The organism is Streptomyces europaeiscabiei (genome assembly GCF_036346855.1).
Classification (GTDB): domain Bacteria; phylum Actinomycetota; class Actinomycetes; order Streptomycetales; family Streptomycetaceae; genus Streptomyces; species Streptomyces europaeiscabiei.
On sequence record NZ_CP107841.1, the window covers coordinates 4509670 to 4526544 of the forward strand.

The 16875-nt window shown below is 71.3% G+C and carries 16 protein-coding genes; 13 read left to right on the plus strand and 3 right to left on the minus strand.

Annotated elements, in window-relative coordinates; translation table 11 throughout:
- Positions 1 to 10: 10 nt before the first annotated feature.
- The 3 genes from OG858_RS19505 (at position 11) to OG858_RS19515 (ending at position 3478) form a co-directional block, all read left to right on the plus strand.
- The gene (locus OG858_RS19505) at positions 11 to 304 is read left to right on the plus strand and encodes a zinc-ribbon domain-containing protein (RefSeq protein WP_179201383.1); all 294 of its coding nucleotides are present in this window, start codon (positions 11 to 13) and stop codon (positions 302 to 304) included.
- 118 nt (positions 305 to 422) lie between these two features.
- Positions 423 to 1322 carry a dolichyl-phosphate beta-glucosyltransferase gene (locus OG858_RS19510; RefSeq protein ID WP_327724224.1) on the plus strand — a complete coding sequence of 300 codons (900 nt, stop codon included), beginning with the start codon at positions 423 to 425 and terminating at the stop codon, positions 1320 to 1322.
- Positions 1319 to 3478, plus strand: coding sequence for an ArnT family glycosyltransferase (locus tag OG858_RS19515; protein WP_328544668.1), 2160 nt, complete (start codon positions 1319 to 1321; stop codon positions 3476 to 3478). The genes OG858_RS19510 and OG858_RS19515 overlap by 4 nt, the downstream gene beginning before the upstream one ends.
- Here OG858_RS19515 and OG858_RS19520 read toward each other — a convergent pair.
- Positions 3471 to 4055 (minus strand): ATP-binding protein, encoded by a 585-nt coding sequence (locus tag OG858_RS19520; RefSeq protein ID WP_406197014.1) that lies wholly within the window; start codon positions 4053 to 4055, stop codon positions 3471 to 3473. The genes OG858_RS19515 and OG858_RS19520 overlap by 8 nt on opposite strands.
- Before the next feature lie 176 nt (positions 4056 to 4231).
- Here OG858_RS19520 and OG858_RS19525 point away from each other — a divergent pair, with 176 nt between their 5' ends.
- The 6 genes from OG858_RS19525 (at position 4232) to OG858_RS19550 (ending at position 7546) form a co-directional block, all read left to right on the plus strand.
- Complete coding sequence (locus OG858_RS19525; protein ID WP_086749336.1) at positions 4232 to 5146, plus strand: helix-turn-helix domain-containing protein; 915 nt, start codon at positions 4232 to 4234, stop codon at positions 5144 to 5146.
- The gene (locus tag OG858_RS19530; RefSeq protein ID WP_256960550.1) at positions 5109 to 5240 is read left to right on the plus strand and encodes a DUF397 domain-containing protein; all 132 of its coding nucleotides are present in this window, start codon (positions 5109 to 5111) and stop codon (positions 5238 to 5240) included. The genes OG858_RS19525 and OG858_RS19530 overlap by 38 nt, the downstream gene beginning before the upstream one ends.
- Positions 5241 to 5286: 46 nt before the next feature.
- Entirely contained in the window at positions 5287 to 5508 is a 222-nt protein-coding gene (locus tag OG858_RS19535; RefSeq protein ID WP_256960549.1) for a DUF397 domain-containing protein, read from the plus strand.
- Between the two features lie 280 nt (positions 5509 to 5788).
- Entirely contained in the window at positions 5789 to 6757 is a 969-nt protein-coding gene (locus OG858_RS19540; RefSeq protein ID WP_327744113.1) for a hypothetical protein, read from the plus strand.
- 91 nt (positions 6758 to 6848) lie between these two features.
- A complete protein-coding gene (locus OG858_RS19545) occupies positions 6849 to 7214 on the plus strand; it encodes a hypothetical protein (RefSeq protein ID WP_086746699.1) in 366 nt (121 codons plus the stop codon).
- A 26-nt stretch (positions 7215 to 7240) separates the two neighbouring features.
- Positions 7241 to 7546 carry a type II toxin-antitoxin system PemK/MazF family toxin gene (locus OG858_RS19550; protein WP_256960197.1) on the plus strand — a complete coding sequence of 102 codons (306 nt, stop codon included), beginning with the start codon at positions 7241 to 7243 and terminating at the stop codon, positions 7544 to 7546.
- A gap of 7 nt (positions 7547 to 7553) precedes the next feature.
- On the opposite strand, the gene OG858_RS19555 is transcribed toward OG858_RS19550, so the two are convergent.
- A complete protein-coding gene (locus OG858_RS19555; protein ID WP_319267063.1) occupies positions 7554 to 8747 on the minus strand; it encodes an MFS transporter in 1194 nt (397 codons plus the stop codon).
- 149 nt (positions 8748 to 8896) lie between these two features.
- Here OG858_RS19555 and OG858_RS19560 point away from each other — a divergent pair, with 149 nt between their 5' ends.
- The 4 genes from OG858_RS19560 (at position 8897) to OG858_RS19575 (ending at position 13407) form a co-directional block, all read left to right on the plus strand.
- Entirely contained in the window at positions 8897 to 9907 is a 1011-nt protein-coding gene (locus tag OG858_RS19560) for an ArsR/SmtB family transcription factor (protein WP_328544667.1), read from the plus strand.
- Positions 9904 to 10410, plus strand: a complete 507-nt coding sequence (locus tag OG858_RS19565; protein ID WP_319066934.1) for a glutathione peroxidase — start codon at positions 9904 to 9906, stop codon at positions 10408 to 10410. The genes OG858_RS19560 and OG858_RS19565 overlap by 4 nt, the downstream gene beginning before the upstream one ends.
- Positions 10411 to 10504: 94 nt before the next feature.
- Positions 10505 to 11386, plus strand: a complete 882-nt coding sequence (locus tag OG858_RS19570; protein WP_319267058.1) for a MerR family transcriptional regulator — start codon at positions 10505 to 10507, stop codon at positions 11384 to 11386.
- Between the two features lie 338 nt (positions 11387 to 11724).
- On the plus strand, positions 11725 to 13407 hold the full coding sequence (locus tag OG858_RS19575; RefSeq protein ID WP_328545320.1) for a hypothetical protein: 1683 nt from the start codon (positions 11725 to 11727) through the stop codon (positions 13405 to 13407).
- Positions 13408 to 13634: 227 nt separating this feature from the next.
- On the opposite strand, the gene OG858_RS19580 is transcribed toward OG858_RS19575, so the two are convergent.
- Positions 13635 to 16634, minus strand: coding sequence for a D-alanyl-D-alanine carboxypeptidase (locus OG858_RS19580; RefSeq protein WP_328544666.1), 3000 nt, complete (start codon positions 16632 to 16634; stop codon positions 13635 to 13637).
- Positions 16635 to 16875: the final 241 nt, after the last annotated feature.

Sequence of the window (16875 nt, forward strand, 5' to 3'; positions counted from 1 at the left end):
GAAGGGTCAGATGTTGATCATCTTTGGCACCAAGGGATACCTCTACCAGCTCGCGATACTGACGCTGGTGTGCGGGCAGTGCGGGAACCCCGCCGCTCACACGCTCAGGAAGCGGGTCACGAAGTTCACGCTGTTCTTCGTGCCGCTGTTCCCGGTCTCGACGAAATACCAGACGCAGTGCACCTTCTGCGGCGCCGAGCAGAAGGTGAGCGCCGAGCAGGCCGAACAGCTCCAGGCGCAGAACGCGGGCGGTCACGGCACCCGCTCCACCGGCCAGCCGCAGCAGCAGCCGTACCAGTCATGAGAGCGGTGAGAACGCGCTGAGCACGCCCGCTGTGGGGAAGCTGTGAGTTCGCTGATTCTCATTCTTCCCTCAGCACTCGCTCAGCGTCGCCCCAGAAGCGGCCCCGACAGTCGCTGCCATGAACGAAATGAACGCGGGAGGCGTCCGGCAGCGCTCGGTCGAGATCGTGGTGCCGGTGTACAACGAGGCGCACGTCCTCGCCGGCAGTGTCGGCCGTCTCCACGCATACCTCGAAGCGTCCTTCCCGTTCCCGTTCCGGATCACGATCGCGGACAACGCGAGCACGGACGCCACCTGGGAGGCGGCCCTCGCCCTGGCCGAGCGGCTCCCGCACGTGCATGCCGTCCATCTGGACCGGAAGGGGCGGGGGCGGGCGCTCAAGCACGTGTGGAGCCGGTCCACCGCGGACGTCGTCGCCTACATGGACGTCGACCTCTCGACCGGCCTCGAAGGCTTCCTGCCGCTGGTCGCGCCCCTGCTCTCCGGCCACAGCGACCTCGCGATCGGCAGCCGGCTGCACCGGCAGGCCGACGTCGTCCGCGGGCCCAGGCGTGAGTTCGTCTCCCGCTCCTACAACCTGCTGCTGAAGCTGGGCCTCGCCGCCCGCTTCTCGGACGCCCAGTGCGGCTTCAAGGCGGTACGCGCCGACGTCTTCCGCGCGCTCGCCCCGCACATCGAGGACACCGCCTGGTTCTTCGACACCGAACTCCTCGTGCTGGCCCAGCGCAACGGGCTCCGCATCCACGAGGTCCCCGTCGACTGGGTCGACGACCCCGACAGCCGCGTCGACATCGTCCGTACCGCCGTCGACGACCTCAAGGGCATGGGCCGCATGTTCCGGGCGACGGTCGAACGCCGGGTCCGCGTGGCCGACGTACCGCACCGGGCGCGTCGTTCGTGGGTGGCGACCGCCGACAGAGGCCGTACGGCCTCCCCCACCACCGGCATCGGAACCCCCTCCACCGCACCGCTCCCCCAGCTCGCCCGGGGCCTCAAGGACATGGAGTACGCGTCATGACGACCCTCGCCCCGCCGCCCGCCACCGGGCGGGACAGCGGCCCGAGGCATCGGGCCGAAGCTCCTCCCGCCGGAGCCGCCGGAGCCGCCGGAGCCGGGGGCGGTCTCGCCGCCCGCGCCCGCCGGATGTTCACCGGAGCGCCGGAGGACCCGCGCTGGGCGCGCCCGGCCCTGTGGGCGATCCTCGTCCTGGCCACGGCGCTGTACGCCTGGAACCTCTCCTCCATCACCGGCAACACCTTCTACAACGCGGCCGTCTACAGCGGCACGAAGAGCTGGAAGGCGTTCTTCTTCGGCGCGCTGGACGCGGGCAGCTTCATCACCGTCGACAAACCGCCGTTCGCGCTGTGGGTCATGGGCCTGTCGGCCCGGGTGTTCGGCTACGGCACCTGGCAGATGATGCTGCCGATGGTCGCGGTCGGCGTGGGCTCGGTGGCCCTGCTGTACCGGATGGTCAAGCGGGACTTCGGGGCCGTGGCGGGCACGATCGCCGCGCTCGCCCTTGCCCTCACGCCGATCACGGTCGCCATCACCCGGGACACCAACCCGGACCCGGTCCTCGTCTTCCTGATGCTGCTCGGCGCGGCGGCGCTCATGAAGGCCGTACGCACCGGACGCGTGATGCCCCTGATCTGGTCCGGCGTCGCGATCGGCTTCGCCTTCAACACGAAGATGATGCAGGCGTACGTCGTCCTGCCGGTCTTCTTCCTGGTCTACCTCTGGGCGGCGAACGCCCCGCTCGGCCGCCGGATCCGCAACCTGGCCGTCGGCACGGTCGCGCTGATCGTGTCGAGCGCCTGGTGGATGGTGGTCGTGGATCTGATCCCCGCCTCCTCCCGGCCGTACATCGGCGGCTCGACCGACAACACGGTCTGGGACCTCGTCATCGGCTACAACGGCTTCGGCCGGATCTTCGGCGCCAGTTCGTCGGTGGGCTCGCAGGGCAACGGGGCGAGCTTCGGCGGTGACGCGAGCGTCTACCGGATGTTCAACGAGATCATGGGCGGCCAGATCTCCTGGCTGATCCCGTTCGCGCTGATCGCCCTGGCGGGCGGTCTGGTGCTGCGGGGCCGGGCACCGCGTACGGACGCCAGGCGGGCCGCGCTGATGCTCTGGGGCGGCTGGTTCGTCCTGCACTACCTGACCTTCGCCCTCGCCGAGGGCACCTTCCACCCGTACTACGTCACCGCCATGGCCCCCGGTATCGCGGCGCTCGCCGGTGCGGGCGGGGTCATGCTGTACGGCGCCTTCAAGGAGGGGTCGGTCCTCAGGTGGGGCTGGGTGCTGCCGCTGGCCGTCGCGGTGAGCGCGGTCTGGGCGGTCGTGCTGCTCCAGCGGGTCTCCGGCTCCGGGACGATCTACACGGTCGCCCAGGTCGTGGCCGGTGTCGCCGGTGCGGTCGCCGTGATCGGGCTCCTGGTCGGACGGTTCACGCGGCGCCGGAAGCTCGTCGCGCTGGCCTCCCTCGCGGCGGTCGTCGCCCTGCTGGCCGGGCCCGCCGCGTACTCGGTGTCTGCGGCCACCACCGCGAGCTCCAACGGCACCAACCCGACGGCCGGCCCCAACACCGGGGGCGGCATGGGCGGCGGCGGTGGCATGGGCGGCGGCCAGCGGCCCAGCGGGAACGCGCAGAACGGGAACGCCCCGAGCGGTACGGGCAACTCCGCCTCCAGCAGCTCCGGTTCGAGCTCCACCTCCGGCAACTCCACCTCCAGCGACTCCACCGCCTCCTCCGGCAGCACTCAGGCCGATGGCGCCGACGGCGACGGTGGCGGTACCGGTGGTGGGGGCATGGGCGGCGACTCCGAGGTCTCCTCCGAGATGATCACGTACCTGAAGAAGAACCAGGACGGCGCGACCTGGCTGGTGGCGGTGGCCACCGACCAGACGGCCTCCTCGATCATCCTGGAGTCCGGTCAGCCGGTGATCTCCATGGGCGGCTGGTCCGGCAGCGACGAGGCTATGACCCTCGCCAAGCTCAAGGAACTGGTGAAGGCCGGCAAGCTCCACTACATCGTCGTCAGCGACAGCGGCAGCGGCGGCCAGGGCGGCAACAGCAGCGCCGCCTCCGAGATCGCCGAGTGGGTCAAGGACAACGGCAGCGCCGTGAGCGACTACAGCGGGCTGTACCGCCTGGACGCGTCCGACGTCAGCTGACAGTCACTCCCGCCTGACCGACCGCTCCCGACGGGCGGGCCACCGGATCTCCCCCTCCGGCGGCCCGCCCGTCCGTTTCGATGGACACCTCCGCCCACACCGTCTTCCCCACGGGCCGACGAGGCGCCGACCCCCAGCGCACGGCCAGGACGTCCACCAGGAGCAGTCCTCGACCGGACTCGCCCTCGGGATACGACAAGGGCGGGGTCGTGGGTGGCCACTTCGCGGAGGCGGCGTCCGCGACCTCGATACGCACCAGGCCCGCAGCCGCGTCGAGGGCGAGCCGGAGGCCGAAGTCGTGTCCGGGAACCCGGCCGTGCTGTACGGCGTTCGCGGCGAGTTCGCCGACGACGATCGCGACCGCGCACGACGTGTCGGACACCGACAGATAGCCCCACTCCTGCATGCGCCGGACGGTGAAGCGTCGGGCGAGCCGCACGCCTCGCGGTGAGGAGACGAACTGCTCCGCGAATGCGGGGAGTTCGCGTGCCGCGTCGGCCGGCGCGACGGTTTTCGCCGCAGGGGGCGCGGCGCTCCGTCGTGGCACGTCTCCCGGGGTGGTCGTTCCTGTCCGCACGGTCGGTCCGTCCTTGTCTGTCGAGCCGAGGCATCTCGCGACGTGCACGAGTCATCACGTTCCGTGCTCAAGGATCGCCCGATCGACCTACGCTCGACAGGTGACACGGCCTTACTTTTCAGCCCGTAAGGAACGGAAGTGATGCTTTGGCCAACGGAATTGACCCCAGCACGTCGATGGCGGCCCTGTTCGGCGCCCGGGTACGCAGACTCCGTACGGCGGCCGGACTGACCCAGGCCGAGCTCGGCGACCGGACGCACGTGGTGAGCACACGGATCACGCAGATCGAGCGGGCGTCCGGAGCGAAACCGACGCTGGAGCTGGCGCGTGCGCTGGACGCGGCCCTCGGCGCGGACGACTTGTTGGTGGACCTGTGGCCGTACGTGTACCGGGAGGCGTTCCCGGACTGGTCGCGGAAGTTCATGGAGTACTCGGCGCGGGCGGGGGCCATCCGGCAGTACGCGGCTCATGTGGTGCCTGGCTTGTTGCAGACGGAGGACTACGCGCGGGCGGTGCTGAGTGTCGGTCGAACGCTCAGCAGCGAGGAGCAGCTGGAAGAGCGGGTCGCCCTTCGTATGGGACGACAGGAGCGCCTCGGTACGCCCGATCGTCCCGAACTGTGGGTGGTCCTCGACGAGGCGGTGCTCAGACGTCCGGTCGGTGGCCGGGAGGTGATGGGTGAGCAGTTGGCGCGGCTGCTCGGGACCACGGCGGAACCCCACATCACCGTGCAGGTACTGCCGTTCGACCAAGGTGAGCACGATGCCTTGGGCGGATCACTCACGGTGCTCACCATGCCGGACGGCTCGGAGATCGCCTACACGGAAGGCGCGCACTACGGCCAACTCATCGAGGATCCGGACGAGGTCAGGAGTTTCGCGCTGACTTACGATCGGCTGCGGGCGGCAGCGCTGCCCCCGCTCATGTCGCTCGACATGATCCGATCCGTGATGGAGGACAACCACCGTGGAGCGAACGTCCCGTCCCGATCCGAACGGCGTCGCCTGGCGCAAGAGCAGCTACAGCAATCAGGAGGGCGGCGACTGCGTGGAAGTGGCCGACGGGTTCCGGACCGTCGTCCCCGTCCGTGACAGCAAGGTCCCGCACGGTCCGGCGTTGCACTTCGACACCGCCACATGGGCCGCCTTCATAGGTGGGTTGAAGGCCGGGCACCACCGTCCCTGAGGCCGTCCACCGCTCGACATGATCCGGTCCCATGGAGGCAACTACCGTGGCTCGAATCTCCCGTCCCGAACTGAACGGCGCCGCCTGGCGCAAGAGCAGCTACAGCAATCAGGCGGGGGGCGACTGCGTGGAAATGGCCGAGGGATTCCGCGGGGCCGTCGTCCCCGTCCGTGACAGCAAGGTCCCGCACGGTCCGACGCTGTGCTTCGACACCGCCTCCTGGGCCGCCTTCATAGGCCAGTTGAAGGCCGGGCACCCCCGTCCCTGAGTCGGCCGGACCCCGGTCGTCGTCCGTCTCACGGGCTCACCGGACCCTTGTCCGCGAGGGTCCGGCGGGCCACTGACCTCCTGAAAGAACCGGGGGAAAGAACTACCCGCCCACCCACCCTCCCCGGTCGCGAAGCCCGCGTCACCCGTCCGAGTGACCGGCTTGCAGGCGCGGGATGCGGGCGGTTACGTTCGCCGCGACAACCTCAAACAGATACGGCCCCCGGCCGGGACGGCAATCCCGAACGAGGGCCTGACCAACCAGGAAGTAGCGCTTCCCGATGGCTGACTCGCAGTCTAACGCGCGCCTGCGCGCCGACGCCGGAGCGCCGACCTCCGGCGTGATCCACGTACGCACCCGCCTCACGGCCGACTTCACCGTGATCTCGAACGCCCTCGCCCAGCGGCGCGGCAGCGCGGTCACGGTCGGCGTCGCGGTCTACATCCTCTCCCTGCCCGACGGCACCCCCGTGAGCATCACCGCCCTGTGCGAGCACTTCGACGAGGGCGAGATCCTGATCTCGCGGGCGCTCAGGGAACTCGAAGCGGCCGGATACCTGGAGCGCCGCCGCGAGCGAACGCCCGCCGGGAAGATCCGCACCCGGACGTACTTCTACGACGTCCCCGGCGGCGATCCGGGCCTGAATCCGGACCCGGACCCGGACCCGGACCCGGACCCGAATCCGGATCCGGACGGGTCTTCGGGGCCGCCCAAGCCCCGTCGGCCCCGGAAGAAGCCCGCCGAGGCGGCGGTCACGCCCTCACCCGTAGACGGAACGGTGACCGCGCCCGCGCCCGCACGGACCGAGGCGGCGGCACCGATCCCGCTCGACACCGCCGAAGCCCACGCCGACGCTGCCGCCGACCCTCGCGCCATCGCCGTACTCGCCGGCCTGCGGCGCGTGGACTCCCGCCTCGTCCTGTCCGCGCGGGAAGCCGCCCGCCTCGCCCCGGCCGTCACCCGGTGGCTCGCGGCAGGCCTCCTGCCCGCCCAGATCACCGACCACCTCACCGCGCGTCTCCCGGACCACTTCCTGGTCCGCCCGGCCGGCATCCTCGCCTACCGGCTCAAGGAGACGCCCCTTCCCCTGCCCGCACCGGCCGGAGACGCGGACCGCGCAGAACCCGCAGTACGTCCAGCGGTCACGAAGATGCGGAACTGCGACGGTTGCGACCGGGGCTTCCGCTCGGCGGGACACAGTCGATGCCGGGACTGCCGATCCGATGACCGACTTCGGGCGACTGGCTGAGCCAGTGATTCAGCTGCCCTTGACCAGCCGGGACACGAGGATGACACTGGTTGTACGACATTTGTCATACACGAGAGGAAGGGAGGTGGGAATGGTTCCGAACACCGAAAAGAAGAGCCGGGCCTCCGGTGCCACAACCAGAAGGCGCACACCGACCGCAGCCTCGGCCTCACAGTCGCGCCAACAGCAGGGCGCCAGCAGTGCGACGAGCGTGGCCCAGGTGCGGCTGCGCCCGGATGAGCTGGCGGATCTGCAACGGGTGATGCAGACCCTCAATCTGCACTCGCTCTCCGATGCCCTGCGCGAGGGGCTTCGGCTCCTCTCTCGCGAAGCGACCGAGGTCGCCGCATCTCAGGAGATCCGCGACTTCTACCAGGGCGCCCAGGCTCCGACTCCGGCAGGTGTCCTGCCCGCCACGGCGGACGAACTGGCGGCAGCGGACGGGACCGAGTGGTGAACATCGGCTCCGCTCTGCGGGGTGAAGTGTGGGGTTGCGCCCTCCCCAGCCCCATGGGCCCGCACCCGGTGGTTGTTCTCACGGTGAACCGCATCGCCGAACCGCTGTCGGCGCTCACCGTCGCCGTGATCACCGGAACGAGTGGCCCCACCTCCACCCACGTTCCGATCGGTCGTGACTGCGGAGTGACCAAGTACGACGAGTCGTTCGTGAACTGCACCGACCTGCACACCGTGGACAAACCAAGGCTTCGGCGGCGTCTCGGCCTGCTGGATCCGAGCGAGATGCGGCGGGTGGAAGAGTGCGTTCGCGTGATCCTTGGGCTGACCTAGTCGCCGCCTACGCGTCCGGTACCGCCGGTGACGTGAGCCACGCCCGCTCGTCCCGACCCGCCGCCCACAACACCAGCGTCACCGTCACCGACGCCCCCGCCATCACCGCCATCGCCGCGCCCGGTGAGGTCAGTTGGGCCACTCCGCCCGCCAGGCCCGCGCTCACCCCCTGCAACGTGAGCATGCCCGCCGAGTGCAACCCCAGAGCGTGGCCCGTGAGTTCGGGTGGGGTCAGGGCCAGCAGTCGCTGTTGCTGGACCAGGCTCGCGCCGAAGCCGACGGAGGCGAGGGCCGCGCAGGCCGCCGCGACGGGGGTCGGCGGGTGGAGGGCGAAGAGCAGGTACGGGGTGGCCAGGAGCAGGAGGAGGGGCGTGGCCAGGCGGTCGCGTACCCGAGGTGGGAGGAGACGGCCGACCGTCACGTCGCCCGCCAGCATGCCGAGCGCCGCACAGGCGAAGAGGAGGCCCGCGCGGTCGGGGGCGTACGCGACGAACAGGGACTCGCAGCCGACGACCAGGCCGTTGGGGATCCACAGGCTCAGATAGAGGCGGCGGCGGGGAGCGGACGACCACAGGCGGGCGTTCGTGCGCCAGGTCTCGGCGACGGACGGGCGGCCGGAGGCGCGCGGGGCGCGGCGGGTCAGGCCCGCGAAGGAACAAAGGGCGGCCGTCGCATACAGGGCCGCCGCCACCAGCAGCGTGACCTCCGGGGACAGCAACGCCACCAGGACGCCGCCGGTCGCGTAACCGGCGACCTGCATGACCCCGTGCAGCATGTTGAACACCGAGCGGCCGAGCAGATAGCCGTCCTTCGGAAGGATCTCGTTCAGCAGGCCCCAGTGGACTCCGCCGCCGAGGGACGCGACCAGGCCCTGGGCGGCGATCACCGCGAAGACCGTCCACAGGGGCAGGCCGGGCAGGGCAAGGGACGCCGCACTCGCCGCGAAGACCACCGCCAGGCCGGTCAACGTCCCCCGCGGCGGCAGTCGGTCCGCAGCCGAGAGCAGGGTCGTCGCACCGAGCACCTGGGCGAGGGACGGGCCGAACATGCTGAGCGCGGACAGGAGCGGGGAGCCGGTCGCCGCGTAGACGGAGGTGGCGAGGGCGAGGCCGCCGATCGTGGAGGCGGCTGCCTGGAGGGCGGAGGAGAGGAAGAGAGGGGTGAACTCCCTGGTGCGGAAGAGGTCTTGGTAGCTGCGCATGGGAAATGACCCTCGTCCCCTCCGCACGCCCGCCGTAATGTTTCGCCCACACGCGAAAGCCGAACCCGCGAGAGCCGCACCCGCGACAGCTCCGCCGAAGCCGAGGCGCACCCCGGGACCGGCTCGCTTCTGACTCCGGAGGTGTCCACGTGGGCTGGTGGCAGGTCAACGCCGACACGCTCGCCGGGAGCCGCTTCGTCGTCTCGCCGCTCGCGGAGACGTTCGCGAGCCTGAAGATGCTGCACGCCGGGGCCGGGACACACCCCGGGGAGCGGGACTGGCTGCGGGCCCACCTGCCCGCGTACCGGGCCGAGTTGGCCGGGGATCCCGTCACCGCCCTGCTGATCCGCTCGGGGCTCGGCAAGGAGTGGATCGCCGACTTCCTCACCCCCACACCGCGCGAGGACGAGACCTTCGCGGACGGGATCGCCCGTGTCCGGGGCGCCGACCCCGCCGCCGCCCGCGCCCACCTCACCCTCTCCCTGCGCGGCCCGCTGCCCGCCGCCCTGCACCGCGACGACCTGCCCGACCGTGCGGCCGGCCTTCTGACGTACGTGTGGGAGGAGACCGTGCGGCCGTACTGGGAGCGGCGTCGGCGGGTGCTGGAGGCCGATGTGCTCGCCCGGACCGCGCTGTTGGGGCAGGGCGGCTGGGCGGCCGTGCTGGACGCGATGCGACCGGGGATGCGGTGGCTCGGCGAGAACCGGCTGCAGGTCAACGCGCACGAATACCCGCCGCGCGAGATCTCCGGGGCACGGCTGGTCTTCGTGCCGGTCACGCCGCAGCGGACGGGGTGGGTGGCGTGGGAGGAGCGGGAGCGGTACGCCGTCGTCTACCCGTGCTCCGGCGTCCTCGCCAAAGGAAGCGGTGCCACCGCCGTGCCCTCCGCCCTCGGACCGCTCCTCGGCGACGCCCGCGCCCGTGTCCTCGTCCTCCTCGACGCCCCCATGAGCACGACCCAGCTGTGCGCGGTGACCGGCCAGGGCCTCGGCTCCGTCGGCCGCCACCTGAGGGTGCTGCTGGACGCCGGGCTGGTCCGGCGCGGGCGGGCCGGACGGTCGGTGCTGTACGCGCGCACGGCGGAGGGCGAGGTGCTGGTGCGTGCCGCACCACACCCTCGCGGAGGCGAACGTCCTTCCGGAGATAGCATCCGTTTATGACTACGAACAACGCCACCCCCTCTGTCCTGGACGTACGGATCGACGCCCTCAAGGGCGGTTCCGCGGACCTCTCGCAGTACGCCGGACAGGCCGTCCTCGTCGTGAACGTCGCCTCCAAGTGCGGTCTCACCCCCCAGTACACCGGCCTGGAGGCACTGCAGGCGCGCTACGCCGCGCAGGGCTTCACCGTGCTCGGGGTGCCGTGCAACCAGTTCCTCGGGCAGGAGCCGGGGTCGGCCGACGAGATCGCGGAGTTCTGCTCGGCGACGTACGGCGTGACCTTCCCGATGACCGAGAAGGTCGAGGTCAACGGGGAGGGCCGGCACGCGCTGTACGAGCGGCTGGTGGACCACGCGGACGCCGAGGGGCACACCGGTGACATCCGCTGGAACTTCGAGAAGTTCCTGATCGGCCGTGACGGCTCGGTCGTCGCCCGCTTCTCGCCGCAGACCGAGCCCGAGGCGGCGGAGCTGGTCGCCGCCGTGGAGAAGGCCATCGGCTGACGCCCGGAGGGGTCGTTCGTTGACCTTGCCCCTGGGGCAAGGGGCACCGTCCCTCTCGTCGGGCGGAGGGCGCCCGGCGACGGAGGATGACCCAGTGCACATCGACGGACCGGACGACCTGCTCACCATCGGTGCCTTCGCCGCCCGCGCGCGGCTGTCGGCGAAGGCGCTGCGGCTGTACGACCGGCTGGGGCTGCTCACGCCGGCGTACGTCGACGAGGTGAACGGCTACCGGTACTACCGGGCCGGCCAGGTCGAACGTGCCCGTCTGGTGGCCCTGCTGCGCCAGCTCGACATGCCGCTCTCGCGGATCGCGGAGATCGTGGACGTCGTCGAGCCGGCCGGCACGCGGGCCGCCGAGCTGCTCGCCGCGTACTGGGCCGGGGCCGAGGAACGGTTCGCGTCACAGCGGACCCTTGCCGCCTACCTCCGTGGACGTTTGTCGGGAACGGAGTCAGGTATGGACGAGACGTACGGGAAGTTCACGGTCGAGACGGTCGATACGGCCCCGCAGGTGCTGCTGACCCAGTCGCGGCACACGCTCGCGGACGAGTTGCCGACGTGGATCGGGGCGTCGCTGGGGCGGCTGGAGGAGGGCGCGGCGGCGTGCGGCGGGACCACCGGCGCGCCGTTCGTCGTGTATCACTCCGAGGTGTCCATGGAGAGTGACGGGCCTGCGGAGTCGTGTGTGCCGGTGGCCGACGAGGGCGCGGCGCGGGCGTGGGCGGCCGAGCACGGGCGAGCCTGGGAGACGAAGGTCCGCGTGGAGCCGGCGAGGCGGCTCGTGTACACCCGGATCACCAAGGCCCAGGTGGCCCATCCGCAGATCATCGCGGCGTTCGAGGCGGTAGAGCGGTGGATCGCCGCGCAGGGCCTGGAGGTCACCGGCCCGTGCCGTGAGATCTACTTCGCGGACTGGGACGCGGCGGGCCCCGAGGACCCGGTGTGCGACGTGGCGTTCCCGGTCGCATCCTGACCCCTGGGGCACGGGGCACGGCCGTAGGGCTTTCCCTACGGCCGTAGCGGATCGCACACGTCCTGTCGGCCAACTGTCAGCGAGTGATTAGCGTCTACCTCAGCACACGTCTGTCCCCACGCACGGAGAACGTACGGAGAAGGCACGGAGAACGGCTGGGAAGGCGTCTGTGAAGACGTTCGAGAAGAGTTCGAGAAGACGTTTGTGAAGACCGCACCCGCCCGCACGAGTCGAAACGGAACGGAAGAGCCGCTGTGGCCTTTGCCGAGCTGACCCCACGACGGCCCGTCTCGCGCGCCGACAAACCGTCGCGCGAGCCGTGGCGGGAACGCCACCGGGTGCCCCTCACGGCCGCCCTGTGCGCCCTGCCGCTGTACTTCGTGTGGTGGGCGGTCTTCGCCACCGGCGGCGGCGATCTGGCGGCCCAGGTGGCGTGGGCGGAGTTCGCGAAGATGTACCCGGACTCCGCGGTCAACCTGTTCTGGTACGGGGGTCTGCACGCGGCGAACTACAGCGTGCTCTCGCCGTATCTGATGGCGGCGTGCGGAGTCGTCCCCGTCACGCTGGTGTCGGGGCTCTCGGCCTCCTGGCTGGCCGGTGCGGTCGTCACTCGTACGGGTGTACGCGCGCCGGTGCCGGTCGCGCTGGCGGCGACGTTCTCGCTGTGGTGCCAGGTGGTGTCGGGGCGCTCCACGTTCATGCTGGGCACGGCCTTCGCGATGGGGGCCCTGCTGGCGGTGCTGAGCGGGCGCGGCGGGCGGCAGCTCGCGGTGGCGGCGGTGTGCGCGACGCTGTCCACGCTGGGGAGCCCCGTCTCCGGGCTGTTCCTCCTCGTGGTCGGCGCCGCGTATCTGCTGTGCCGCGAGTGGGGCCGGGCGGCGGCGCTGATCGCGCCGCCGGTGACCGTCGTCGCCGTGACCACGCTGCTGTTCCCCTTCGAGGGCGAGCAGCCCATGGCCTTCAGCCGGATCTGGCCCCCGGTCGTGCTGTGCGTGGTGGTCGTGCTGGTCGCACCGAGCGCCTGGCGGGTGCTGCGCCTGAGCGCCGCGATCTACGCGCTCGGCGTGGTCCTCTGCTATCTGATCCCCACCCCCATCGGCACCAACGTCGAACGCCTCCTGGAGCTGGCGGGCCCGGCGACGGCCCTGGCGATCTGCCTGTACCGGGGCGAGGCGCGCTCGGCCGACGACCGGCTGCCGCTGTCCTGGTTCACGCCCCGGCGGCGGCAGATCGCCGGAGTGGTGGCCCTGGTGCTGTCGGTGACCTGGCTGACCGGCAAGACGACCGCCGACATCGTCACCAACACCAAGGTGCCCGAGTGGGCGGTGAAGACCGACGGCGTGGTGAAGGAGCTGAAGCGGCTCGGCGCCTGGAAGACCCGCGTCGAGGTGGTACCGGCCCGCGACCACCGCGAGGCCGCCATCCTCGCCCCGTACATCAACATGGCGCGCGGCTGGAACCGGCAGGCCGACGTCGAGCGCGGCCGCCTCTTCTACGAGGGCCACGGCGGGACCGAGGTGCCCGAGGGGGCCTTCACGCCGACCGCGTACAAGGCGTGGCTCTCGCAGTGGGCCGTCGGATTCGTGGTCCTCGTCAACGGCGAGCCGGACGGGCCCGCCGAGCTCGAACACGCGCTGGTGACCAGCGGACCGGACTATCTGCAGCCTGTCTGGCAGGACGCCAACTGGAAGATCTACCGGGTGAAGAACGCGACCCCGCTGGTCGACAGGCCGGCCTCCGTCGTCAGCGCGGACGGCGCCAACCTCGTCGTCCACATGCCGAAGGCCGGCGAGATCACCGTCCGCGTCGCCTACTCCCCCTGGCTCTGGGCCGACAACGGCTGCCTCACCGCCGACCGTGAGTCCGACGGCGACCTCACCGAGTTCACCCGCCTGACGGTGCATGAGCCGGGGAATGTGCGGATCAGCTCCCAGTACGGGGGACCGTCACGGAAGACGGCCCTGGAGTGCGAGAAGGAAGCGGACGAGAAGGCGGAGCAGGGGGACGGAGAGGACGGGTAGGACGGGGAAAACGCAGAGCGTAGGACGTAGGGCGAGGAGAGCCTGGGACGGGGAGGACGCAGGACGCGGGGAGGACGTGGGGCAGGTGCGCGTCACGCGCCGGGCCGTACAGCACCGAAGCGCTCCTCGCGACCATGCGGTCGCAGGGAGCGCTTCGGTGTGGTCCTGCTTGTCCGGGCCAGGCCGGGCCGGGCCAGGCAGGGCCGGGCCAGGCAGGGGCCCGCGGGTCAGCCGACGCGGGTCAGCTTGGTGAGGAAGTCGGGCTCGGTGAGGTTCCGTTGGAGGGCGACCGGTACCTCCACGCCGTCACCGGCGCCGTCACCGACGATCAGTGAGCCGACCTCGGTGCCCGACTTCGCCTCGTGCGGGATGGTGGCGCTCGGGTCGAGTTCGAGCTTGACCGTCTTGCCTGCCCAGCCGACCGCCGAGACGTTCTTGGTGACCACGACCGGGGTCTGTCCGCCGAGCCCGTCGTCGACGTAGCCGACGACGTCGCCCTTCTTCAGGATCGCGTCGGAGATCAGCGCGTCCTGGGCGGCGAGCATCGCGGTCTTGCTGACCGCGTTGACCGTGTCGATGATCGGCGGTGTGTGCTGGCCGAGGACCGCGCCGACGACGATCGCCGTCTCACCGCCGACCTCCTTCGTGGCCGCGAAGAGGAGGTTGCCGCCGGCGGCCGTGGTGGAGCCGGTCTTGATGCCGATGGCGTTGTCGTACGGGACGAGGGTGTTGTAGTTCCGATGCTTCAGGCCTGAGGGGTCCTTCCACTCGGGCAGCCTGGTGATGTCCGTCAGTGCCTTCATCTTCACCACCGCGTTGCCGAGCTTGACCTGGTCCTCGGCGGTGGAGACGGTCGTCTCCTTCAACCCGGACGGGTCGGTGTACGTGGTGTTGGTCATGCCGAGGTCCTTGGCGGCGGCGTTCATCTTCTTGACGAACTCCTCCTCGGACCCGTTGCTGTCCCAACGGGCGAGCAGCCGCGCGATGTTGTTCGCGGACGGAATCATGATGGCCGCGATCGCGTCGTACTGGGAGAGTTCGTCGCCCTCCTTGACGGTGTTGAGCGTGGACTCGCCGTCCTTGTCGTAGCCGCCCTCGGTCTCCGCCTTCGCGTCGACCGGGATCGTCGCGCCCTTCGCGCCGGCCTTCATCGGGTGTTCCTTGAGGATGACGTACGCGGTCATCGCCTTGGCGACCGAGCCGATGGCCACGGGCTTCTGCTCGCCGAAGCTGTCCACCGTGCCGATGCCGTTGACGTCCATCCAGCCCTGCCCCTCGGCGGGCCACGGCAGGTCGACCTTGCCGCCCTTGAACGCGTACGACTCGTCGACGGTCAGGGCGAGCGTGGGGGTGGGGAGCGGACGGAATGACTGTGCGACAGCAAACGCGATCACCAGCAGGGCGGCCAGGGGCGTCCAGATCTTGACCCGGCGGATGATCGTCCGCACGGGGGTCTGGCGCGGGGGTGGTGTGTTCGTCAGCTCCGCCAGCAGATCCAGCGGCGGCTTGGGCGGCAGCGGCTGCTGCGTCGTCCGCTCCGGGCCCACCTGCGGGATGGCCCGCGTCGCCTCCGCCGGGCTGGTGGCGGGGCTGCCGGGCGCGGCTGCCGGAGGCTTGGGCGGGGCGTGCTCGTCCAGCGACTTCAGCGCGACGAATTTGCTGGTGCGCTCGGCCGGGGGCGGGGAATCCGCGATGTCGCCCCTGGCGGCGGTGTCGGCGGCTGCGGGCTTGTCGTCGGCCTTGGCCGCCCTGCCGTCGACCTCGGACCTGTCGGAGACCCCGGCCTTGTCGGAGATCCCGGACCTGTCGTCGCCCCCGGCCTTGTCGTCGGCCTTGGCCGCCCTGCCGTCGACCTCGGACCTGTCGGAGACCCCGGACCTGTCGACATCCTTGGGCTTGTCGGAGACCCCTGCGTCCTCGGCGGGGGCGGCGGGCTCGGTGGCCTTGGTGGCACCGCCGCCCAGCTTGAGCATGGTGGTGGGGTGGTCCACGGCGGGCGGTCGGGGAGCCCGGAAGATCGCGGTCGGCTGATCCACGACCCGCCCCGCGCCGGCTCCACCATCGCCCTCCGACCCCGGCCGCGCCTCGGCGCCGGATGCCGAAGCCACGGCGGCCTCCGGCTCGTCGTCGGCTTGAACGGCCTCGGGGGCTGCGTCGAGCCGGGCTGCGTCAACCGGAGCTTCGACCTCGGCCTCGGGGGCTACGTCGGGCTGGGCTTCGGCCTCGGTCTCGGGGGCTACGTCGGGCTGGGCTTCGGCCTCGGGGGCTGCGTCAACCGGAGCTTCGGCCTCGGGGGCCACGTCGGCGTGAGCACCGGCACCGGGAGCGGCGTCAACCGGAGCTTCGACCTCGGCCTCGGGGGCCACGTCGGCGTGAGCACCGGCACTGGGAGCGGCGTCGGCCCGGGCGTCGTCGCCCGGCTCGGGGCTCGTCGTCTCCTCCGCCCGCGCTGCGGGCAGTCGCGCCATCGAGGCGGCCCGCGTGGGCGCAGCGGCACCCCGCTCGCGCGGGTCGGCGTCACCGTCCTCGCTGTCCTCACCGTCCGCACCGGCCGCCGACTCCCTGCCGGAGGCCGCGTCCTGGCCCTCCTGGGCCCCGTCCGCGCCCTGACCCTCCTCGGCCCCGTCGGCGTCGGGCCGCGCCTCCGTGGAGCCGTCCGGGCTCTTCGCGGCCCCGTCCGGGTCCTCACCGTCGCCGGAGTCGGTGTCCGCCCCGGCATCGCCCGAGCCGGCGCCCGGGCCCCCGGCAGCCGATCCAGCGTCACGCGAACCGGCGTCCGAGCCCTCGGTGTCCGCCTCACCGTCACCCGAGTCGGCGTCCGGGCGCCCAGCGTCCGGACGGGCCTCGACCGAGCCGCCGGCGCCCGCCCCGCCGGTCCGGCCGGTCTCTGGCTCGTCCGTCCCCGTCTCCGGCTCGTCCGTCCGCGACCCGGCGGTATCCCGCCCCGCAGGCTCAGCCGTGTCCGTGTCCGTGTCCGAGTCCGTGGCCGCGCCCCTCAGGGCGTCGTCCAGCTTCAGGCCCTCCGCCTCCGCCGCCTCCAGCAGTGCCCGGCGGGAGAAGACCGCTGTCGCCTGGTCGACCTTCGGGGTGGAGTCCCGGGACAACGACAGGCGAGGGTCCGGGGATGGCTTCGCCGGGCCGGGGGCCGGAATCGGTGGCTCGTTCCCCGGTGTCGACTCCGTCGACGACTCGTACCGCTTCGACCTGTCGGGGGACGTGCCCGCCACCGATGCCTCCTCCCGCGCGCCTCCCGTCTCAGGAGCGCGCGCCCAACCGAACCGTGAAACCCGCCGCCCGGACACTAGTCACCCCAGGCACCACCGCGCCGCGCCGGTGTCCGAACCATGTACCAGTGTCCTGTGTGCGGGCTTGACCCCTGCGGTAGACGAGAACGACATACCTATCGGTTCCACTACATTCCGGTCACGCACTCTCGACAGATGAATGTGAGAGGGGTCACCCTGTCAT